The 18,899-nt window shown below is 71.7% G+C and carries 18 protein-coding genes; 6 read left to right on the top strand and 12 right to left on the bottom strand.

What is annotated here, in order from left to right; genetic code table 11:
- Positions 1-192: 192 nt before the first annotated feature.
- A complete protein-coding gene (locus ACIBI4_RS12565; RefSeq protein WP_165333861.1) occupies positions 193-567 on the top strand; it encodes an RNA polymerase-binding protein RbpA in 375 nt (124 codons plus the stop codon).
- Positions 568-655: 88 nt separating this feature from the next.
- On the opposite strand, the gene fxsA is transcribed toward ACIBI4_RS12565, so the two are convergent.
- The 4 genes from fxsA to ACIBI4_RS12545 all read right to left on the bottom strand — a co-directional run bounded on the left by fxsA (position 656) and on the right by ACIBI4_RS12545 (position 4,905).
- The gene (gene fxsA, locus ACIBI4_RS12560) at positions 656-1,261 is read right to left on the bottom strand and encodes an FxsA family membrane protein (RefSeq protein WP_399203706.1); all 606 of its coding nucleotides are present in this window, start codon (positions 1,259-1,261) and stop codon (positions 656-658) included.
- Positions 1,262-1,373: 112 nt separating this feature from the next.
- Positions 1,374-2,144 carry a polyprenol monophosphomannose synthase gene (locus tag ACIBI4_RS12555; RefSeq protein ID WP_399203705.1) on the bottom strand — a complete coding sequence of 257 codons (771 nt, stop codon included), beginning with the start codon at positions 2,142-2,144 and terminating at the stop codon, positions 1,374-1,376.
- Positions 2,145-2,747: 603 nt separating this feature from the next.
- Complete coding sequence (locus ACIBI4_RS12550; protein WP_399203704.1) at positions 2,748-4,388, bottom strand: amidohydrolase; 1,641 nt, start codon at positions 4,386-4,388, stop codon at positions 2,748-2,750.
- Positions 4,389-4,464: 76 nt separating this feature from the next.
- Positions 4,465-4,905: an Lrp/AsnC family transcriptional regulator gene (locus ACIBI4_RS12545; protein ID WP_052577377.1), complete on the bottom strand. Its 441-nt coding sequence runs from the start codon at positions 4,903-4,905 to the stop codon at positions 4,465-4,467.
- 285 nt (positions 4,906-5,190) lie between these two features.
- Here ACIBI4_RS12545 and ACIBI4_RS12540 point away from each other — a divergent pair, with 285 nt between their 5' ends.
- Positions 5,191-5,547 (top strand): hypothetical protein, encoded by a 357-nt coding sequence (locus ACIBI4_RS12540; protein ID WP_399203703.1) that lies wholly within the window; start codon positions 5,191-5,193, stop codon positions 5,545-5,547.
- A gap of 60 nt (positions 5,548-5,607) precedes the next feature.
- On the opposite strand, the gene ACIBI4_RS12535 is transcribed toward ACIBI4_RS12540, so the two are convergent.
- Together ACIBI4_RS12535 and ACIBI4_RS12530 are read right to left on the bottom strand one after the other, a co-directional pair.
- On the bottom strand, positions 5,608-6,732 hold the full coding sequence (locus ACIBI4_RS12535) for a phosphotransferase family protein (RefSeq protein ID WP_399203702.1): 1,125 nt from the start codon (positions 6,730-6,732) through the stop codon (positions 5,608-5,610).
- Between the two features lie 29 nt (positions 6,733-6,761).
- On the bottom strand, positions 6,762-7,880 hold the full coding sequence (locus ACIBI4_RS12530) for a hypothetical protein (RefSeq protein ID WP_399203701.1): 1,119 nt from the start codon (positions 7,878-7,880) through the stop codon (positions 6,762-6,764).
- 255 nt (positions 7,881-8,135) lie between these two features.
- On the opposite strand from ACIBI4_RS12530, the gene ACIBI4_RS12525 reads away from it, so the two are divergent.
- A complete protein-coding gene (locus ACIBI4_RS12525; protein ID WP_399203700.1) occupies positions 8,136-8,654 on the top strand; it encodes a hypothetical protein in 519 nt (172 codons plus the stop codon).
- Here the strand turns inward: ACIBI4_RS12525 and ACIBI4_RS12520 are convergent.
- A complete protein-coding gene (locus ACIBI4_RS12520) occupies positions 8,617-9,789 on the bottom strand; it encodes an acyl-CoA dehydrogenase family protein (protein ID WP_399203698.1) in 1,173 nt (390 codons plus the stop codon). The genes ACIBI4_RS12525 and ACIBI4_RS12520 overlap by 38 nt on opposite strands.
- 331 nt (positions 9,790-10,120) lie before the next feature.
- Between ACIBI4_RS12520 and ACIBI4_RS12515 the strand changes: the two genes are divergently transcribed.
- A complete protein-coding gene (locus ACIBI4_RS12515) occupies positions 10,121-10,303 on the top strand; it encodes an SCO1431 family membrane protein (protein ID WP_399203697.1) in 183 nt (60 codons plus the stop codon).
- Between the two features lie 16 nt (positions 10,304-10,319).
- Here the strand turns inward: ACIBI4_RS12515 and ACIBI4_RS12510 are convergent, their stop codons facing one another.
- The 3 genes from ACIBI4_RS12510 to ACIBI4_RS12500 all read right to left on the bottom strand — a co-directional run bounded on the left by ACIBI4_RS12510 (position 10,320) and on the right by ACIBI4_RS12500 (position 13,196).
- Positions 10,320-10,874 (bottom strand): dihydrofolate reductase family protein, encoded by a 555-nt coding sequence (locus ACIBI4_RS12510; RefSeq protein WP_399203696.1) that lies wholly within the window; start codon positions 10,872-10,874, stop codon positions 10,320-10,322.
- A 79-nt stretch (positions 10,875-10,953) separates the two neighbouring features.
- On the bottom strand, positions 10,954-11,664 hold the full coding sequence (locus ACIBI4_RS12505; RefSeq protein ID WP_399203695.1) for a helix-turn-helix domain-containing protein: 711 nt from the start codon (positions 11,662-11,664) through the stop codon (positions 10,954-10,956).
- 173 nt (positions 11,665-11,837) lie between these two features.
- The gene (locus ACIBI4_RS12500; RefSeq protein ID WP_399203694.1) at positions 11,838-13,196 is read right to left on the bottom strand and encodes a peptidase C39 family protein; all 1,359 of its coding nucleotides are present in this window, start codon (positions 13,194-13,196) and stop codon (positions 11,838-11,840) included.
- 240 nt (positions 13,197-13,436) lie between these two features.
- Here ACIBI4_RS12500 and ACIBI4_RS12495 point away from each other — a divergent pair, with 240 nt between their 5' ends.
- Together ACIBI4_RS12495 and ACIBI4_RS12490 are read left to right on the top strand one after the other, a co-directional pair.
- Positions 13,437-14,054 carry a uridine kinase gene (locus ACIBI4_RS12495; RefSeq protein ID WP_399203693.1) on the top strand — a complete coding sequence of 206 codons (618 nt, stop codon included), beginning with the start codon at positions 13,437-13,439 and terminating at the stop codon, positions 14,052-14,054.
- Positions 14,055-14,539: 485 nt separating this feature from the next.
- On the top strand, positions 14,540-16,408 hold the full coding sequence (locus tag ACIBI4_RS12490) for an AAA family ATPase (protein ID WP_399203692.1): 1,869 nt from the start codon (positions 14,540-14,542) through the stop codon (positions 16,406-16,408).
- 60 nt (positions 16,409-16,468) lie between these two features.
- Here the strand turns inward: ACIBI4_RS12490 and ACIBI4_RS12485 are convergent, their stop codons facing one another.
- Positions 16,469-17,542 carry a hemolysin family protein gene (locus ACIBI4_RS12485; RefSeq protein ID WP_399203691.1) on the bottom strand — a complete coding sequence of 358 codons (1,074 nt, stop codon included), beginning with the start codon at positions 17,540-17,542 and terminating at the stop codon, positions 16,469-16,471.
- The gene (locus ACIBI4_RS12480) at positions 17,539-18,867 is read right to left on the bottom strand and encodes a hemolysin family protein (protein ID WP_399203690.1); all 1,329 of its coding nucleotides are present in this window, start codon (positions 18,865-18,867) and stop codon (positions 17,539-17,541) included. Before ACIBI4_RS12480 ends, ACIBI4_RS12485 begins: the two co-directional genes overlap by 4 nt.
- Between the last annotated feature and the right edge of the window lie 32 nt (positions 18,868-18,899).

Raw genomic sequence — 18,899 nt, 5'->3', positions numbered from 1 at the left:
TAAAGAGATGGAAGCGTTGGGTGACATCTCCTGCCAGATGTGACAAAGCGGGCGTGGGTGGGTACAACAAGGGGCGGCTAAGACGGCGACGCGTGACCCGGAACGGGAATCTTTACCGCCGACCGGACGTTGACCGGATGACGACGACAGCGACACCTGTCCTGTGGGCGACAAGCCCGGGAGGCACGATTCATGAGTGAGCGAGCTCTTCGCGGCACGCGACTCGTAGTGACCAGCTATGAGACCGACCGCGGCATCGATCTGGCCCCGCGCCAGGCGGTGGAGTACGCATGCGACAACGGACATCGATTTGAGATGCCGTTCTCGGTGGAGGCAGAGATCCCTGCGGAATGGGAGTGCAAGGTCTGCGGGGCCCAGGCACTTCTCGTCGACGGGGACGGCCCTGAGGAGAAGAAGGCCAAGCCCGCGCGTACGCATTGGGACATGCTCATGGAGCGGCGTACACGTGAGGAGCTGGAGGAGGTCCTGGCCGAGCGCCTGGCCGTCCTTCGCTCCGGGGCGATGAACATCGCCGTGCACCCGCGCGACAGCCGCAAGACGGCCTAGCGCGGTACACGGCAACAAGACCGGACCGGGGGCGCGGACAGTGATGTCCGCGCCCCCGGTCCGGTTTTTGTGTGCTCTTTACCTGCGGTCAGGACCCGATCGGCGGGTACGGTCCCGCATCCCGCCGCGGCCCGTCGTCGCGCGGGGTGTCCTCGCGGATCACCTCGCCCTGGACGACCTTGCCGTCGGGGCGGTGGATCCGGGCCTGCTGGAAGGCGTCCTCGAAGCTGCCGGGGCTCGCCTCGGACAGCCGCTTCTCGAAGGACTTCTCGGCCCGCGCCGCGACCGCCTTGCGCACCGGCGGCAGCAGACAGACCAGACCGGCCACGTCCGAGATCAGGCCCGGCATGATCAGGAGCAGTCCGCCGAGCATCGTCAGACCATTGCCCTTGCTCGCCGGAGCACTGGGCGCGGCGGGCGCCTCACCGGTGGCCGCGGCGGTCTGGGCCTGCTGCAAGGTGTCGGTCAGATTCTTGAAGGCGCGGCGGCCGGCGCGCTTGATCACCACGGAGCCGAGCACCACTCCGGCCAGGAGCAGCAGGAAGACCACGAAGCCACTGGTCGCCGAAGCGACCTGGATCAGCAGCCAGATCTCGAGCACGAGCCAGGCGGCGATGCCCAGCGGCAGGAAGCGGCGCAGCTTCGAGCGGCCGGCAGGGCGGCCGCCCGGGCGATCTGTCGGAGGCATCGTCATGTCTCCAGTGTGCCGTGTGCCGCATCCGTTCGGCGTAAGGCGGAGATCAACAACGGTGGCCGCCACGGCGGTGGCCCTCGCCTCGGCAGCGGCCACCGCCTAGGCGGCCCTCTCAGCGCCTCCTGCCGCGCCCGAGGATCTTGCCCGTGCGCTCGGTGACGCCCCACGCGGTGACCCGCCACAGCGCCTCGACGAGGATGTCGCGGCTCATCTTGGAGTCGCCCAGCTCGCGCTCGACGAAGGTGATCGGCACCTCGACGACGTGGAAACCGGCCCTGACCGCGCGGCGGGCGAGGTCGACCTGGAAGCAGTAGCCCTGCGAGGCGACGTCGGCGAGGCCGAGGCCCTCCAGGGTCTCCTTGCGGAAGGCGCGGAAGCCACCGGTGACGTCACGGATCGGGACGTCCAGCATGAGGCGCGAGTACATCGAGCCGCCGCGCGAGATGAACTCGCGGGACTTGGGCCAGTTGACCACCCGGCCGCCCGGCACCCAGCGCGAGCCGAGCACGAGGTCGGCGCCCTTGAGCGCGGTGAGCAGCCGCGGCAGCTCCTCGGGCTTGTGCGAGCCGTCCGCGTCCATCTCCACGAGGACGCCGTAGCCGTTGTCGATGCCCCAGCGGAAGCCCGCGAGATAGGCGGCGCCGAGGCCCTCCTTGCCCTTGCGGTGCAGTACGTGGATGTGGTCGTCCTCGGCCGCGAGCTCGTCGGCGAGTTTGCCGGTGCCGTCGGGGCTGTTGTCGTCGGCGACGAGGAGGTGCGCGTCGGGAACCGCGGCGCGTACGCGGGCCGCGATCGGCTTGATGTTCTCGGCCTCGTTGTACGTCGGGATGATGACCAACGCTGCGCCGAGCGGGCCGTACTCCCGCTGACCGCCGTCCTTCACTGGGTGCCCCTTAATTCCAAAAGCGGATGCTCCACCATAGTGCTGCCCGCGCCCCGACCTGCCGGTCCGGGGTCACGGTGTCGCAGGAGCAAGGGAAAACGGTGCGGGTCCGGGACGCTAGCGCGGCGCGGGAGCGGACGGTACGACAGCGCGTGCCAAGAACGGGACCGCGCCGCGGCGGGAAACATCATCGGGGTGCGGGATCGGGGCCCGGTGCCCTTCGGGCCGACCTGGGACCCGCTGGCTGCGGGTCGACCGAAAGCCGTTGTCTACTGAGCAACCGGGCCCCACCCGGGTCGCACCCATCCGGCCGGGCTGCACCTGCGTTCGCCCCCGAGGCGCGGTCGCTGGGCCTGGCTCCCAGTGGCGGGGTGCCGGTGCGGCACTCCGCCCCCATGACCCAGCAGCGCTCGACGACTGCGTGGAGGTGTCCCCGCCGGACGTCCTGTGGTGGACCCGGCCGAAACTACCCGCCCCACGCGCCCGTCTGTCAACACAGCTGCCACCTGCGGCTTTTCGCGGTCCTGGCAGCTCAAGGCCGTGATCACGGGCCGGGGCGGCCCTCCCTGGGCCTCCGATCGGATCCGCGCCACACCGCAACCGTCACTCGGTCGGCCGCACGTAGACCGTCCGGCCGCCGACCACGGTCTCCAGACAGACCGGCAGTTCGCTGCCCGGGGTGAGGTCGGGCAGGCCCGGTGTGCCGGAGCGCGGGTCGGTGGACCAGCGGGCGACGCGGTCGTCGGGTGCCTGGACGATCAGTTCGTCGGCCTGCCAGATCGCGAAGTCGGCGGGTGCACCCGGGACCAGCGTGCCCGCGTCGTCCCGGCCGACGGCGCGCCAGCCGCCGCGGGTGTGCGCGGTGAAGGCGGCGCGGACCGAGACACGGTGCTCGGGCGTGCGGTGGAAGGCCGCGGCGCGCACCGTGCCCCAGGGGTCGAGCGGTGTGACGGGGCTGTCGGAGCCGAAGGCGAGCGGGACACCGGAACGCAGCAGCGCGGCAAAGGGGTTGAGGGTACGGGCCCGCTCCACGCCGAGGCGCTCGGCGTACATGCCGTCCTCGCCGCCCCACAGCGCGTCGAACGCGGGCTGCACGGAGGCGGTGAGGCCGAACTCGGCGAACGCGGCGACGGTTTCGGGGCTGAGCATCTCGGCATGCTCGACACGGTGCCGTCCGGCGCGGACGCGGGCGAGGCCCAGCTTGTCGGCAGCCTTACGCATCCCGGCCACGACGGTGGTCACGGCGGCGTCGCCGATGGCGTGGAAACCGGCCTGGATGCCCGCCTCGGTGCATGCGAGGACATGGGCGGTGACGGCGGCCTCGTCGAGGAACGCGGTGCCGGTGTGGGCGGCGTCCTCGTAGGCCTCGTGCAGGCACGCGGTGTGCGAGCCGAGCGCCCCGTCGACGAAGAGATCACCCGCGGCGCCGAGCGCGCCGAGGTCGCGGATGCGGTCGGCGTCCGCGGCGGACTCCAGGGCCTCGGCCCAGTAGCCGACGACGCGCGGGCCCGCCTCCTCGGCGGCGAGCGCGAGCAGGCCCGTGAGGTCGTCCTCGGACGAGATCTCGGGCCCGGCGCACTCGTGCACCGAGCCGATGCCGAGCGAGGCCGCCTGCCGCAGGGCGGCTCGCTGGGCCTCGGTGCGCTGGACGGGCGTGATCGCGTCGTGCGCCGCGCGCCGCACCGCGTGGTGGGCGTCCTTGGTGAGCGGTGCGTCGGCCTCGAAGCCGGGCAGCTCACGGACGCCGGGCACGAGGTCGAGGAGCGCGGTGGTGGCGACGGCCGAGTGCACGTCGATCCGGGTCAGGTAGAGCGGGCGGCCGCCGGTGGCCTCGTCCAGCTCGGTACGGTGCGGCGCGCGGCGCTCGGGCCAGCGCGCGGCGTCCCAGCCGTGCCCGAGCAGCACACGGTCGGCAGGCCGCCCGGCCGCATACGCGCGGACGGCGTCCAGCGCCTCGCGCAGGCTGCGCGCGCCGGTCAGATCGAGGCCCGTCAGCGCCAGACCGGTGGACGTCGTGTGGACGTGCGCATCGGTGAACGCCGGCGTGACAAGGGCACCTTCCAGATCCCGCACGTCCTCGACACCTTCGGCGAAGGCATCGGCCGCCCCCTCGGACCCGACCCACGCAACATGCCCACGCTCCACGACCATGGCGGTCGCGAACGGGTCGGCGGGACTGTGCACCTCACCGCCACGCAGCAGAACGGTGCGGTGGTCCGGGACGCTGGAGTTGCTGTCGCTCATAGGGAACAGTCTCGCGCCTGCCGCGGGACGATCCGGACGCGGGGGCCGACAACGGCCACGAACGCCCGCGAACGGGTCAGATACGCGGCGGCCGCGCCTCGTAAGGCGTGGACAGGCAGACCGTCGTCCGGGTGGAGACTCCGGCGAGGGCGCGGACGCGGCCGAGGAGGTCCTCCAGTTCGAGCGGGGTCGAGACGCGCACCTTGAGGATGTAGTTCTCGTCTCCGGCGACGCTGTGGCAGGCCTCGATCTCGGGGACTCCGGCCAGGCGCTCGGCGATGTCGTCGGGTGCGCTCGGGTCGAAGGGCTTCACCGAGATGAACGCGGTCAGCGGCAGGCCGACGGCCTCCGGGTCGACCACGGCCGCGTATCCGCGGATGACGCCGCGCTGTTCGAGCCGGCGCACCCGCTGGTGCACGGCGGACGTGGACAGGCCGGTGGCCTTGCCCAGGTCGGTGTAGCTCATCCGCCCGTCCTTGACGAGCAGCTGCACGATCTGGCGGTCGAGGTCCTCCATGGCGCAAGAACCTACAGGGCCGTGATCCATTGGGATACCGGGGTTACCCACGTGATACCCGGGGTGCGGCCTCATGCGCGGATGCCGGGGTACGCGACGGTGACGGGCGGCGTCCGACCGGCGGAAGTCCGCCCGGACCGGGTCCTCGTAACCGTTCTGTGACGAACGCCACACCCCGGAAACCGTGTCCTCGCGGGTGGCGTGGTTACGGCAACGAGCAGGCGGGAAGTGCTTGCTGTGGTCGAGGCCGCAGCGCCTTGCCGGCCCACCCGAGGGGGAGTACCCATGCAGCACCACGAGGGCAGCGTCGAGCCCGATGCGTACGACACATTCGAGATGTACCGGGTGATCTGCCCGGACTGCGAGCAGCCGATCGCGCTCCTCGCGGACGAGGACCTCCTGCCGCAGCACGCCAAGTGCGCGACGCCGTGGAACCCGTTCGGTCTCACCACCTGCTCCGGCACGGGCCGGCCCGCCGCCGACGCCCGCCCGGCCGACGAGGGCTTCGAGGTCCAGGAGCAGGACACCGCACTGCTTCTGACGCTCCCTCAGGGGCTCGACTGGCGGACCCAGCCCTTCTCGCACGTGGGTGGTCCGGGCTCGCGCCCGGTGAAGACCTCCGCGCTGCGCCGCGCCGCCTGAGAAGGCGACGCGGCCGCCGGGCCTGCGGAGCGACCGCCGAGCCCGCGGGCTGACCGTGTGTCAGCCGCCTTGTCCGAGCGCTTCATCCCAGTAGCTGCCTTGCACCATGGCCGTCAGACTGCCGTGGTGCAGGATCAGTTTGTCCACGTCCTTCGGGTCGTCCGGGACGCTCACCTCGCCGAAGTGCACCTGCCGGTAGGCCACGCGCAGCATCACGACCGCGTGCCGCAGTGCTGCGTACAGCGTGTAGAAGTCCATGTCCCGCGGTGTGTGGCCGGTGAGTTCGCCATAGCGCGCCTCGATCCGGTCGCGGCGCAGGAAGTCCGGCAGGCCGTCCTGGCCGAAGCTCACCGTGAGGTCCTGGAAGAAGCGGTGCAGGTAGACCGTCCAGCCCAGGTCCACTTCCCGCGGCGCGTACGACGCCATCTCCCAGTCGAGTACGGCGGCGGGTTCGAAGCCGTCGTAGATGATGTTGCCGATGCGTGCGTCACCCCAGTTGAGGACGGGTTCGCCCTCCTCCGCCGGCCAGAGCTCCTCAAGACGGTCGAAGGCCGTCTCGATCAGCGGGGAGCGTGCGACGTCGCGGACGACCCACTCGTAGTAGGCACGCTGCGCCTCGACATGACGGCGCAGGGCGCTGCCGTCGCCGGGCGTTGCGAGGAACTCGGCCTCGCCGGAAGGGAACTGGTCGTGCAGCTTGGCGAGCAGTGTGACCGAGGCGGCCTCCAGATGCTCGCGCTCGGCGTCGCTCGCCGCGTGCAGCCAGTTGCCCTCGTACGTATAGGGCATGACGTCCGGCGGTACGCGGCCCTCCTTGCGCTCCATCACGAAGAACGGCGCCCCGAGCGGGCCCGGATCGGTCTCCAGCCACTGCACGCGCGGCACCGGCAGATCCGTGTGCTCGCCGACGAGGTGCATGACGCGGTGCTGCCGCTCCATGTCGTACACCGGGAAGATCGTGTACGCGGAGGGGTCGGCGGCCAGACGCAACGCGCAGGCGGTGAGCGGGGTTTCGGGGTGCTCGATGTCGAAGAGCAGAGTCTCGCTGGACATGCCGTTGGACTCGGGGACCGTGAGGTCGGTCGCCTTCGCGCCGGGCAGCCGGGCGGAGAGCCACGCGGTCAGCAGGCGGCCGAGTTCCTCGGGGTCGCGGGTGCTGGTACGGGGGCGGGGTGCCGTGGCCATGGGTCGGCTCCTTTCGTGGGCGGCGGTGTTCAGGGGGCGACCGAGTCGAAACCGGTGAAGCCGGAGGGGTCGTGGCGGCCGAAGCTGCCGTGCTCGAAGATCCCGTAGCCCGTACGGCCGTCGAGGGTGAAGCGGGCCGCGTGGTCGATGACGCCGTAGGCGGCGAGCGGGTGTGCGGTGGGGTCCGAGAGGTCGTAGGTGCGGCGGTCGGTCCAGCCGTGGCCGCGCCAGGTGCCGTGCTGCCAGTCGTCGGCGGGCGGATAGCCGGCGCCCACCGCGAGCGGGATTTCGGTCAGGCACTCGACCGTCATCTCGACCGGTTTGCGGGCGGCGTCGGTGAGGTGGACCACCGCGCGTTCGGGGTGGCGGCTGCCCGGGCGGTAGGTGATGTCGGTCTGGGGCCAGCCGAGTTGGACGTCGCGCTCGCCGTCGCGGACGAGGACCGCCTCGTTCAGGGTGCGGTAGCCGTCGGCGTCCTCCTGGGCGATCACCATCACGAAGCGGTCGTCGAAACGGACCGGGATCCAGAGCCAGTGGAAGCCCTCGGTGCGCTCCTCGGCGCCGATCCGGCCGCCCTCCTCGCCCGGGATGGGCCGCACGCCCCAGCTGCGGTCGCGGGTGCCGGTCCAGCCGTCGGCGGAGACCGTGATCTCCTCTCCCCCGGCCCGGATGGTCCCCTCGGGCCGCCCGCCCTGCACGAAGCGGCGCCCCTCCAGGGTGAGCCGGTCACCCTTGCGCTGGGTGTGGTGCGGTTCCCAGACGGCCGGGAAGTCGGCGGTCCAAGTGAGGTCGTACGCAAGGGAGTCGGGGCCGTCCGCCGCGCACTGCAGACGTATGCGCTTGAGCGGTTCCTCGATCGTGATCCGCAGCGGGCCGACTTCGAGACGCATCCGGTCGTCCCCGAGTGCGTCGGACGCGCGTACGGCGTGCAGCGTGTCCCCGATACGCAAGGTGGCGTACGCGTCGATCACGCCCATGTTGGGGTAGACCCCCAGGCCGAGGATGAGCAGGAACCGGCCCTCGTGGTCGAAGAGATGGAAGATGCAGCGGTCGTACGCGTTGCGGTCGCCGGTCGCGACATGCTTCATCGAGAGCGGGACCTGGTGCACGGGGTACTCGTCGAGCGGTACCGGACGGTCGTCGGCCACGGCAATCCTCCCTGGACGCACGGTGGTTGCAGGGAGCGCCCCCTGCGGCGGAGTTGACGGTACGTCAGATACGCCGCGGGGGACCATACTCGTGTCACCGCTCGTGAGGAACGGCGACGGATCCGTCCGCGCCACTCGGCGCAGATCCGTTCCGTGTCACCGCCTGCCCCTCCAGGGCCACTCTCCGAACGGACCTTCGGATTCTTCCGGGGGTGTCCCGCGCGGCCGTGCGGCGTTGGCCCCGGCATGACCCCCTTGCACGAAGCAGTCGGACGGCGTCGCCGCACGCTCTACGTACCCGCGCCCGGCGAATCGGTTCAGCAGAGCGCGGACCATGCCGGTCCCGTACGCCCCTCCGACCCCCCGATCTACCGGGAGCTGATGCGGCACTGGGCGGGCAAGGGCAAGACGCTGCCGGGGCGGCGCGACCCGGAGTGGGCGCGGCTGACGGCGCCGATCGTGCGGCCCGGGGAGTTCGGCTCGCACGACGGCTTCGGGATGGGCGAGACCTTCGGGATGGGCGAGGCCTTCGGACGGTCCGAGACGTTCGGCTCGGGTGAGCCCTTCGGATCGGGCGAGGTCTTCGGGACGGCATCGGGCACGGGCGCGCGCCCCCCGCGGCGCTTCACACCGGCGCCGGTGCCCGCACCGATGCCGGCGCCGATGCCGGTGAGCGAGGCGCGCGAACCGCGCGAGCCGAGGGAGCCCCACGCACCGCAGGACTCCCTCGCGCAGGTCAGCGAGACTCGGGACCCGCGAGGTGACGGGCGATGACCATCCGCTGGATCTGATTGGTGCCCTCGACGATCTGCAGCACCTTCGCCTCGCGCATCAGCCGCTCGACCGGGAAGTCCTGCGTGTAGCCGTACCCGCCGAGCACCTGCACCGCGTCCGTGGTGACCTTCATGGCCGCGTCCGTGCAGAACAGCTTGGCCATCGCGGCCTGCCGCGAGAACGGCCGGCCCGCGTCGCGCAGCCGCGCGGCCGCCAGGTAGAGCGCGCGGCCCGCCTCGATCTGGGTGGCCATGTCGGCCAGCATGAAGCGCAGGCCCTGGAAGTCGGCGATCGGGTGCCCGAACTGCTTGCGCTGCAGCGCGTAGGCCAGCGCCTCGTCGAGCGCCGCCTGGGCGACACCGATGGCACACGCGGCGATACCGAGCCGGCCGCCGTCCAGGGCGGACAGGGCGATCGCGAAGCCCTGGCCCTCGTCGCCGATCCGCCGCGCGTCGCCGACACGGACGCCGTCGAAGTGCAGCTGGGCGGTGGGCGAGCCCTTCATGCCCATCTTCTTCTCGGGCACGGCCGCCGTCAGACCCTCGGCGTCACCGGGCACGAGGAAGGCGGTGATCCCGCGGGAGCCCTCTCCCCCGGTGCGGGCGAGCACCGTGTAGAAGTCGGCGATCCCGCCGTGGGTGATCCACGCCTTGGTGCCGTCGAGGATCCAGTCGTCGCCGTCCCGTACGGCCTTCGTGCGCAGCGAGGCGGCGTCGGAGCCGGACGAGGGCTCGGACAGGCAGTACGCGCCGAGCAGTCCGCCGCCGAGCATCGCGGGCAGGTGCTCGGCCTGCTGCTCCTTCGTGCCGTAGTTGGCGAGCGCGTGGCAGGCGAGCGAGTGGACGCTGACGCCCAGGCCGACCGTGAGCCGGGCCGCGGCGAGCTCTTCGAGCACCTGGAGGTAGACCTCGTAGGGCTGGGCGCCGCCGCCGAACTCCTCGTCGTACGGCAGACCGAGCAGGCCCGAGTCGGAGAGCAGCGCGAACAGGTCGCGCGGGAAATGGCCCGCTTCCTCCTGCTCGGCGGCAGCGGGCGCGATCTCGCCCTTGATCAGCTCACGGACGAGCGCGAGCAGGTCCTCGGCCTCCTCGGTGGGCAGCTGTCGGTCCACCGGCTGCGGGGCTCGGACGGTCATGGCGAGACTCCTCCCTGTCGGGCGCTGCAGCGGACGCGCGCAGGGTGTGGCGGCGCCGCCGAGGTCTGACTGCTCAGTCCTAGCCCCGGATACGGGTCACGAAACAGGGGCGGGTGACTGTGGCGGGATGAGTATGCCCGATGAAACGCTGCACGTCACCCGGTTCACGGCCGTTAACTCCGCCACGGTTCGGGGACGGTGGACACACGACGCCCGGTGGCGCCGCGGGACCAAGTGGAGTACCCCACACATGACCTCCGTCTCTACCCCTCAGGGCCCCACGGTGGCACCGTGGAGACCGTCCTGGGGGGACACCCACCGCAGTACCACCGTGAGCGAGTCAGCCATGAACTCCAGCGCCCGCGCAGCCACCAGCACCGCCGAAGTCGCCGAGTACGTCCGCAGCCGCACCGGCGGGCCCAAGGACGACGGCCCGAAGATCCTCGAGCACCTCGCCGGCTGGACGCTCGTGGTGGTCGTCGCGATGCTGGTGACGCAGCTGGGGCTGCTCTGAGCCAGTCCTGCGCCGGTCAGCGTGCCGGGCGGTAGGTCGCGATGATCACGCCGCTGCTGGTCGGCCGGGCGCTGACAAGGTCGAGCTTCTTCAGCGGGAAGTCGTCCGTGAACAGCTTCTTGCGCCCCTCACCGGCGACCACCGGGTGAATGAGCAGCACGAGCTCGTCCAGCAGATCCAGTTCCAGCAGGGAACGGACCAGCGTCGGGCTGCCCGCGACGGTGATGTCCTTGCCCTCACCCGCCTTGAGCTCGTTGACCGCGGTCACGAGGTCGCCCTTGATCAGGGTGCTGTTCGCCCAGCCGTCGACGCTGTCCAGGGTCGAGGAGACGACGTACTTGGGCGACTCGTTGATCCATTTCGCGAAGCCGGCGTCCTCGCCTTCGGTCACCGTCGGCCAGTATCCGGCCCACTCGGTGAACGTCACGCCGCCCAGCAGAATCGTGTCCGCCGACTCCAGCGTTCCGGCCAGTGACGCGCCCATCTCCTTGTCGAAGGCGAACTGCCACTGGTCGGGCGACTGGGCGACACCGTCGAGCGAGACGAACAGACCCGAGACAAGCTTGCGCATGATTCCTCCATGTTGAATCCGGGGGCCCGGCGCCCGCCCCGGCCGGGGCGGGCCATCCCCTTCGGCCACAACAGGAACCCTAGGCAGGCCCCATGGGGCCTGGCTTGTACAGAAGCGACAGCGGCTCCTGGGGGTCCGGCGCGCTCAACTGCGTGGCGGTGCGCCCCACGTACCGCTTCAAGGACCGTGCCAGGTGCGGCTGGTCGAAGTATCCGAGCCGGTGCACGACCTCCTGGGAGGACACCCCCTCCTGGATCAGCACCGCCGCCTGGCGGGCGCGGTGGATCTGCCGGATGGCGCCCTGGGTCTGGCCGGTCGCCGCGACGAACCGTCGCTGGAGGGTGCGGTCGGTGACGTCCGGGGCGGCTCCGCCGAGCACCGCGGGCACGACGTGGTCCGTGTCCACGATGTCCTCGCGCACCATCCGGCGCACGAACGCCTCGGCGTTGTCGTAGTCGGGAACGTGCCAGGCGGACCCCTTCAGCCACACGGAACGCCGCGTCACGTCGGGGATCTCCGCATTGCCGCCGACCAGGCGGCTGACCGGGAGGTGCGGCATCGACGTCCCCAGCGCGAAGCTGATCCCGAAGAAGTCCGCGTCGCCGGGGACCGGTGCGTGGGACGCCTTCGTCTCCGGCCCCAGCACCGCGGCCTGCATCGCGCCCTGGTGCTCCCAGAACACGAGTTCCCAGTGCGAGGTGGCGACCGACATCATCCGGCCCACGTCGTCGCTGCGGCTGCGCCACACCCGCTCGATGTACGGCAGCTCCGACGGCCGGCTCTCGATCACCAATCCCACCCGGTCCCCCTCACGCGGCTGCCGCGGTGCAAGCGGCGGAATGCCATGCCCCGATCCTCCACGCAAGCCGTGGGACCGCGCCAGGGGGGTCGAGCCTCCCGCGTACAAGGACGGCCGGGCGCGCGGCCGTCACGCCGCCGGGACGGCCGCCGCGCCGCGCACGCTCACCGCAGGCCCAGCGCCCGCAGCGCGCGGCGCTGACGCGGCGTCGGCCTGGCGGGCCAGTAGAGGTAACAGACTCCGCCCGTGCCGGAGACGACCTTGCCGGTGGAGTTGTAGCGCTTAGTGCGGAGCCAGATGTTCTCCCACTCACGCCGCTTGTAGACCCGCCGGACCGCCTCGTTGCTCGGCGAGGCCGGGTCGTTGGCGATCACGTCGCCGTCCGCGGTGAAGCCGATGACGGTCATCAGGTGGCCCGAGGTGCCGTAGCCCGCGCCCGTGAGCTCCTCCTTGAGGAACGACTGGGACGTTATGGCCGGGATACCGGCCGCGATCAGGCTCTCCAGCTCGGTGAGCGAGCCGAGCCGGGTGACGACGCCCTGCAGATTCTCGTACGAGGCCGCGTAGGCGGCGTTGAACGGCCAGTTGCCGCAGCCCTCGTACTGGTAGTCGTAGGTGAAGCGGGCCGCGTGGCAGACCTGCGGGTCGTCGAACTCGGGGTTCACCCAGGCCAGGTCCTCGGGGGTCGGGCCGCGGCCCCAGTACTCGATGATCATCGTCGAGGAGGTCGGGCTGCACCAGGCCTCGCCGCCGTTGTCGTACTCGGGGTACTGGCCGACATGCGTGTTCTGCGAGTACCGCGGAACCGCCAGCTCCTTCGCGAGGCCCGGCGCCGAGGCGGGCACCTCGAAGCGGTCGGGCACGTCGGAGCCCATCGCCCCGGCCCGCCACACGGTGGGCGTCGCACCGCTGCCGGGCTTGCGCAGCAGCGTCAGACGGAGCCGGTACGCGGTGAGGCGCAGGCCCGTCGCCGGGTCGTCGATGGCGAAGGTGTCGGTCCAGATGGAGCTCTTGCCGTCGCTCTGGTCGTCGACGGAGGTGCGCCGGATGTCCTCGTCGCCGGCGGCCCAGCGGCCCATCACGTACCAGGGCGTGGCCGTTCCGTCGGAGTACGTGCCTTGGAGCTCGATCTCGATCCAGGTCCCCGCCGGGGTGTCCGCGTTCCAGGACGCGATGGCCTCGGTGGCGGGGACGGCGAGCCGGTGCTCGCGGCTGGTCCAGGTCGCGTATTCCCAGTTCGCCGTGGTGCCGGTGTGCGGGTCGGTGTACTCGCGCACCCCGGCCGGACGGGACAGGGCGAGGCCGGGGCGCAGGCCCGGGACGGGGCGGGTGCCGTCGGCGGTGCCGCCGAGCCAGTCGGCGTACGAGGTCCAGAAGTGGTTGTCCACGAGACGCCCCTGCGGCACGGGGCGACGGGGCGCGGAGGCGGCCGCCGGGGAGGCCGGGCCGACGGCGGCCGCGGTGGCGGCGGCCACGGCGGCGGCGAGGACGGTTCTGCGGGAGGTCCTGTGCGGGGAGTTCATGAGGGGCTCCTGGTCCAGAACGACACGGGTAGAAACGGGCGGGACGGGATGCCGTGCGGGGGCGGAATCCGTCCTTTCACAAGGGCCGACAGCCGCCCACTATGGACGGTCGCGGACCCCTTCTGCCAGGGTTTCGACCCGCGTCGCGCGACCAATATTGGCCTGGACCACTGGCGTGACCCCCTGGCGTGACCTGCGACGCCGCCGTTCGGCCGCCGCACCGGCCGTACGCTGGGCGCGATGAACGACTCCCTCGCACCCGCCCCTGACCCGCACGACGTGCTGCCCGCGCTGGCCGCCGCGCTGCGGGCACTGCCCCCGTCGTGCGGGCCCGTGCGGCTGGTCGGAATCGACGGGCACGCGGGCTCCGGGAAGTCGACCTTCGCGCGCCGGCTCGCGGCCGAGCTCGCAGGTGCGCCGGTGCTCGGGCTCGACGACGTCCGCAGCCATGCCGAGCTCTTCGACTGGACCGGCCGCTTCACGCGCGAGGTCCTCGCACCGCTCTCGGCAGGCGAGGCCGCGCGCCCGGCCGTGTACGACTGGAACGAGCGCGTCCACCGGCCCGGGCCGGTGCTGCGGCCCGCCCCCGTCGTCCTGGTCGAGGGCGTCGGCGCCGGGCGGCGGGCGCTGCGCCCTTGGCTGGCGCGCCTGTTGTGGATGGAGCTGCCCGCCGGCACGGCGTGGCGGCGGGGGCGGGCGCGCGACGGTGCGGTGCAGGAGGAGTTCTGGGAGCAGTGGGAGCCGGCGGAGGAACGGCACTTCACGGAGGACCCCTCGCGACCCTTCGCCGATGTCTTGGTACGGCAGGTTCCAGAGGGGTACGAGGTGCTGCCGGGGCTCAAGTCGGGTGCAGCTTGACCCTGTGCCGTCACCCAGCGTGATGACGCGCTACCGGGGTCCCGAGCGGCCCGGAAACGGCCGGGCCGACTCCCCCAACTCGGCTTGACCGAGGGGTCGTACAGGACTTACGTTCTCAATATGCGACCGCGAGCCGGTCGCCCTCAGACGCGAAGCCCCCGGTTGTTCCCCCGTGATCGGGGGCTTCGTTCTGCCCTTTGTCCCTTTCGCGTGTGCGCCTCGCCTTCAACCGGTCACCCACGGTGACCAGTTGGGGCCCCGCCCGTGCTCCCCCTGTGCTTCCCGCCGTGCTCCCGGCGACTCGCGCGGCACCCTACGGCCGATGCCCGAGGCGCAGGTACGATGCCTCACGGTGCGATCTCCGGGCCCGCCCGGCTGCTCGCCACCACGTCAACTCCCGGTACCAGCACGGCGGTTCGGCGAAGGACGCCGGCGGGCAGCTGCCCGGCGGCGCACCAACGGGGGCAGGGTTTGTGGGGGACGTGATGGACTTCGGCACGCAAGGTGCATCGGCTCCGGCCGACCTCGCCTGGCTGCGCGGCGTCGACGCCTACACCATGGGCGCGTATCCGCAGGCCGAGGAGGAGTTCAGGACGGCGGTCCGGCTCGACCCGGGGATGGCCGACGGCTGGCTGGGGCTGCACGCGCTGCGGGTGGACACGACCACCGCGTTATTGCGGATGTACCGCCACCGCGACCGTTTCGGCGAGCAGCGCACCCGTCACCGCCGCACGCTCAACTCCTGGTACTGGCTGGGCTGGTGGGTCCAGCCCGTCCTCGAGAGCACCCGCGATCTGCTGCTCGCCCATGCCTCGCACTGGCTCGACGGGCGGCACGTCCCCGATCTCGACCGTGCGCTCGCCGGGCTGCCGCCGGTCGACGCCGACGCGCAGGTGCGCTTTCTGCACGCGTGCCGCTCGTACCTGGTCAAGGACTGGGAGCAACTCGTCCGGCACACCGACCCGTTGATCGACGACCATGCGCTCGGGATCGAGGCGGGTCTGTTCGGCGGCATGGCCCGGGTGCGCCTGGAGATGTACGGGCAGGCCGAGCCACTGCTCGCCGCGGCCCTGATGCGCTGCCGCAGCGAGCAGCCGCAGCGCAAGGAGCTGCGCTACTGGCTGGCGCGCGCTCACGAGGGCACCGGGCGCAGCGCCGCCGCGCTGCCCCTGTACCGGGCGGTGCACCGGGTGGATCCGGCGTTCATGGACACCTCGGCGCGGCTGGCCGCCATCGCCGACTACGACGGCATCGACGGGATGGACGACGGCGGGGACTTCGCCGCCATGACCCTGGGGGGCGGCGACGCCGGGGACTACCCCGACGGCTATGACACGGCGTACGGGACCGAGGGTGGCGACCTCAAGGTCGACCCCGACCCGCCCGGCGGGGGCCAGCCGCCCGAGGCCGATGCCGTACGGGAGAAGGCGTTGATACCCGCGCAGGCGGGACCGCCGCTGCCGACCGGTCCGGCGGATCCTGCGCTGCTCCAGGAGGCACTCGCCGAGCTGGAGCGGATGGTCGGGCTCGAACCGGTGAAGCGGCAGGTCAAGGCGTTGTCCGCGCAGCTGCGGATGGCGCGGCTGCGGGCCGACAAGGGGCTGCCGGTGCAGCCGCCGAAGCGGCACTTCGTGTTCTCGGGGCCGTCCGGCACCGGCAAGACCACCGTCGCCCGGATCCTCGGGCGGGTCTTCTACGCGCTCGGGCTGCTCGGCGGCGACCATCTCGTGGAGGCCCAACGGGCCGATCTCGTCGGCGAGTTCCTCGGCCAGACGGCCGTGAAGGCGAACGAGCTGATCGACTCGGCGCTCGGCGGAGTGCTGTTCGTCGACGAGGCGTACGCGCTGTCCAACTCCGGGTACAGCAAGGGCGACGCGTACGGGGACGAGGCACTGCAGGTGCTCCTGAAGCGGGCCGAGGACAACCGCGACCACCTGGTGGTGATCCTCGCGGGCTACCCCGAGGGCATGGACCGTCTGCTCGCCGCGAACCCGGGGCTCTCGTCACGCTTCACGACGCGCGTGGACTTCCCCTCGTACCGCCCGCTGGAACTCACCTCGATCGGCGAGGTCCTCGCCGCGGAGAACGGCGACCAGTGGGACGCGGAGTCCCTCGACGAACTGCGGTCGATCGCCGGGCACGTGGTCGACCAGGGCTGGATCGACGAACTCGGCAACGGCCGCTTCCTGCGCACGCTCTACGAGAAGAGCTGCGCCTACCGTGATCTGCGCCTGTCGGGCTACCCGGGCGAACCCTCGGTCGAGGACCTGGCAACGCTCCGGCTGCCGGACCTGATGCAGGCCTACGGGGAAGTGCTGTCGGGGCGGGGGCCCGGGGACACGGCCGGCGCGTGAGCCTGCGGGAGCCGGGGGCATCACCCCCGGCCCGCACACGCGGACTCCGTCCGGAGCCACTCACGCGACGGCCGGACTGACCGTCTCCCGCGCCGACTGGACCGGTATCACCCGGTGCGCCGGGTCCCGTACCTCTCCGACCAGGAGTTCCAGGACGTCCTCCAGTGCCACCAGGCCCAGGACACGGCCCGATGAATCCGCGACCTTCGCCAGGTGGGCTGCCGCGCGTTGCATGACCGTCAGGGCGTCGTCCAACGGGAGTTCGGCGTGCAGGGTTGCCAGGGGGCGCCAGATTTCCTGGGGGACGGCGCGTTCCGGGGCCTCGACGTCCAGGACGTCCTTGACGTGGACGTAGCCCATGAACGCGCCGCCGTCCGCGCAGACCGGGAAGCGGGAGTAGCCGGTGCGGACGGCGAGTTCCTCGATCCGGCGTGGTGTGACGGTGGGGGCGACCGTGACGAGTTCGGCCGGGTCCAGGAGCACGTCGGAGACCGCGCGGCTGCCCAGCTCCAAGGCATCGCCGAGGATTTCCTGCTCCTCGGGCTCCAGGAGCCCGGCCTGGCCCGCGTCCTCGACGAGACGGCCCAGCTCCACACTGGTGAAGGCCGCCTCGACCTCGTCCTTGGGCTCGACCCCGAACAGCCGGAGCACGGCCCGCGCGCACGCGCCGAAGGCCGCCGTGACGGGACGGCAGAGGCGGGCGAAGGCGACGAGCGCGGGGCTCAGCCACAGCGCCGTTTTCTCCGGGGCCGCCATCGCCAGGTTCTTCGGCAGCATCTCGCCGATCACGAGGTGCAGGACGACGACCGCGGCGAGCGCGATGACGTATCCGAGCGGGTGGATCAGACCGTCCGGGACGTGCAGCCAGTGGAAGACGGGTTCCAGCAGGTGCGCCACGGTCGGCTCGGCGACCGCGCCGAGCGTCAACGAGCAGATGGTGATGCCGAATTGGGCCGCGGCCATCATCTGCGGCAGGTTCTCCAGGCCGTACAGGACCCGGCGGGCCCGCGCCGAGTCCTTCGCGTACGGCTCGATCTGACTGCGGCGTACGGAGACGAGGGCGAACTCGGCGCCGACGAAGAAGCCGTTGCCGAGGACCAGGAGGAGGGCGAAGAGCAGATGCAGCACGCTCATCGGGCGGCCTCCAGGGGCCGCGACGCGGTCCGTACGAGACGTACGCGCTCGGCACGGTTGTGGCCGACCTGTCGTACCGACAGGCGCCAGCCCGGGAGTTCGGCACGGTCGCCCGGTGCGGGGATCCGGCCGAGCAGATCTGCGACGAGTCCGGCGACCGTCTCGTACGGGCCCTCGGGGACCTGCAGCCCTATCCGCAGCAGGACGTCGACCCGGCAGCTGCCGTCCGCGTCCCAGGCGGGCCTGCCGTCCTCGGCAGGGGCGGTGGCGAGCTCCGGGGTGACGTCGTTGTCGTGCTCGTCGCGTACCTCGCCCACGAGTTCCTCGACGATGTCCTCAAGGGTGACCACTCCGGCCGTCCCCCCGTACTCGTCGACGACCACGGCGATCGGCTGCTCGCGGCGCAGCTGCTGCAGCAGACTCCGCACGGGCAGCGTCTCGGGCACGAGGAGCGGCGGCAGCGCGATCCGGCCGACCGGAGTGCGGCCGCGTTCCTGGACCCGTACGGCCAGGGCGTCCTTGAGGTGGACCATGCCGATGATTTCGTCGATGCGCTCGCGGTAGACGGGAAAACGGGACAGGCCCGTGGCGCGCGTGAGGTTGAGGACGTCGGCGGCGGTCGCGGAGGACTGCAGCGCGTTCACCTTCACGCGGGGCGTCATCACGTGCTGCGCGGTGAGCTCGCCGAGGGAGAGCGTGCGCACGAACAGGTCCGCGGTGTCCGCTTCGAGCGCGCCGGTCTGCGCGGAGTGCTGCGCGAGCGACATCAGTTCGTCGGGGGTACGGGCCGAGGCCAGCTCGTCGGCGGGCTCGACGCCGAAGGAGCGGACGAGCCGGTTGGCCACCGCGTTCAGCGCGGCGATCACCGGGCGCAGCAGCCGGGCGAACGCTCCCTGCGGCCCGGCCACGAAACGGGCGACCTGGAGCGGGCGCGACACGGCCCAGTTCTTCGGGACCAGTTCACCGATCACCATCTGCACGGCGGACGCGAGCAGCATGCCCACCGCGACGGAGACACCGGGGACCGCCCCGGATGGTATCCCGGTCGCGGTGAAGGGTCCGGCGAGCAGATGCGCGAGCGCGGGCTCGGCCAGCATGCCGACGACGAGGGAGGTGATGGTGATGCCGAGCTGGGTGCCCGAGAGCTGGAAGGAAAGCTCCCGCAGCGCCGAGACGACCCGGCGGGCCTTGCGGTCACCGGAGTCCGCGGCGCGCTCGGCGTCCGCGCGCTCGACGGTGACGAGGCCGAACTCGGCAGCGACGAAGAACCCGTTGGCGAGGATGAGCAGGAACGCCGCGGCGAGCAGCAGAAGGGGGATGATCATGCCGCCTGCTCCCCGGGTCCGGTCGCGGACCT

The sequence above is a fragment of the Streptomyces sp. NPDC050418 genome, from assembly GCF_044458745.1.
Classification (GTDB): domain Bacteria; phylum Actinomycetota; class Actinomycetes; order Streptomycetales; family Streptomycetaceae; genus Streptomyces.
The sequence above is the reverse complement of the archived record's forward strand: the minus strand, read 5'-3'. Positions and strand labels throughout refer to the sequence as shown.